Source organism: Nostoc sp. (assembly GCF_036917235.1).
In the GTDB taxonomy this organism is placed as follows: Bacteria; Cyanobacteriota; Cyanobacteriia; order Cyanobacteriales; family Nostocaceae; genus Nostoc.
In genome coordinates, this window is sequence record NZ_JBALDU010000018.1 from 1 (window position 1) to 1,570 (window position 1,570).

Below are 1,570 nucleotides of genomic sequence, written 5' to 3' on the forward strand. Positions count from 1 at the left end.
CAAAACGGAGAGTTTGATCCTGGCTCAGGATGAACGCTGGCGGTATGCTTAACACATGCAAGTCGAACGGTGTCTTCGGACATAGTGGCGGACGGGTGAGTAACGCGTGAGAATCTGGCTTTAGGTCTGGGACAACCACTGGAAACGGTGGCTAATACCGGATGTGCCGAGAGGTGAAAGGTTAACTGCCTGAAGATGAGCTCGCGTCTGATTAGCTAGTTGGAAGTGTAATGGACTCCCAAGGCGACGATCAGTAGCTGGTCTGAGAGGACGATCAGCCACACTGGGACTGAGACACGGCCCAGACTCCTACGGGAGGCAGCAGTGGGGAATTTTCCGCAATGGGCGAAAGCCTGACGGAGCAATACCGCGTGAGGGAGGAAGGCTCTTGGGTCGTAAACCTCTTTTCTCAGGGAAGAACACAATGACGGTACCTGAGGAATAAGCATCGGCTAACTCCGTGCCAGCAGCCGCGGTAATACGGAGGATGCAAGCGTTATCCGGAATGATTGGGCGTAAAGCGTCCGCAGGTGGCAATGTAAGTCTGCTGTTAAAGAGTGAGGCTCAACCTCATAAGAGCAGTGGAAACTACATAGCTAGAGTACGTTCGGGGCAGAGGGAATTCCTGGTGTAGCGGTGAAATGCGTAGAGATCAGGAAGAACACCAGTGGCGAAGGCGCTCTGCTAGGCCGTAACTGACACTGAGGGACGAAAGCTAGGGGAGCGAATGGGATTAGATACCCCAGTAGTCCTAGCCGTAAACGATGGATACTAGGCGTGGCTTGTATCGACCCGAGCCGTGCCGTAGCTAACGCGTTAAGTATCCCGCCTGGGGAGTACGCCGGCAACGGTGAAACTCAAAGGAATTGACGGGGGCCCGCACAAGCGGTGGAGTATGTGGTTTAATTCGATGCAACGCGAAGAACCTTACCAAGGCTTGACATGTCGCGAATCTTCTTGAAAGGGAAGAGTGCCTTCGGGAGCGCGAACACAGGTGGTGCATGGCTGTCGTCAGCTCGTGTCGTGAGATGTTGGGTTAAGTCCCGCAACGAGCGCAACCCTCGTTTTTAGTTGCCAGCATTAAGTTGGGCACTCTAGAGAGACTGCCGGTGACAAACCGGAGGAAGGTGGGGATGACGTCAAGTCAGCATGCCCCTTACGCCTTGGGCTACACACGTACTACAATGCTCCGGACAGAGGGCAGCAAGCTAGTGATAGCAAGCAAATCCCGTAAACCGGAGCTCAGTTCAGATCGCAGGCTGCAACTCGCCTGCGTGAAGGAGGAATCGCTAGTAATTGCAGGTCAGCATACTGCAGTGAATTCGTTCCCGGGCCTTGTACACACCGCCCGTCACACCATGGAAGCTGGTAGTGCCCGAAGTCATTACTTCAACCTTTCGGGGAGAAGGATGCCTAAGGCAGGACTGGTGACTGGGGTGAAGTCGTAACAAGGTAGCCGTACCGGAAGGTGTGGCTGGATCACCTCCTTTTTAGGGAGACCTACACCCCTTAGATATCGAAAAGCAAACAGCTATATAGATAGTAAGTTGGTCATTCCTTAGGTCGGTCG

At 53.8% G+C, this 1,570-nt stretch carries 1 rRNA gene; it reads left to right on the forward strand.

From position 1 onward, the window contains the following. The first annotated feature begins 1 nt into the window (after position 1). A 16S ribosomal RNA gene (locus tag V7K44_RS05710) occupies positions 2–1,490 on the forward strand. Positions 1,491–1,570: the final 80 nt, after the last annotated feature.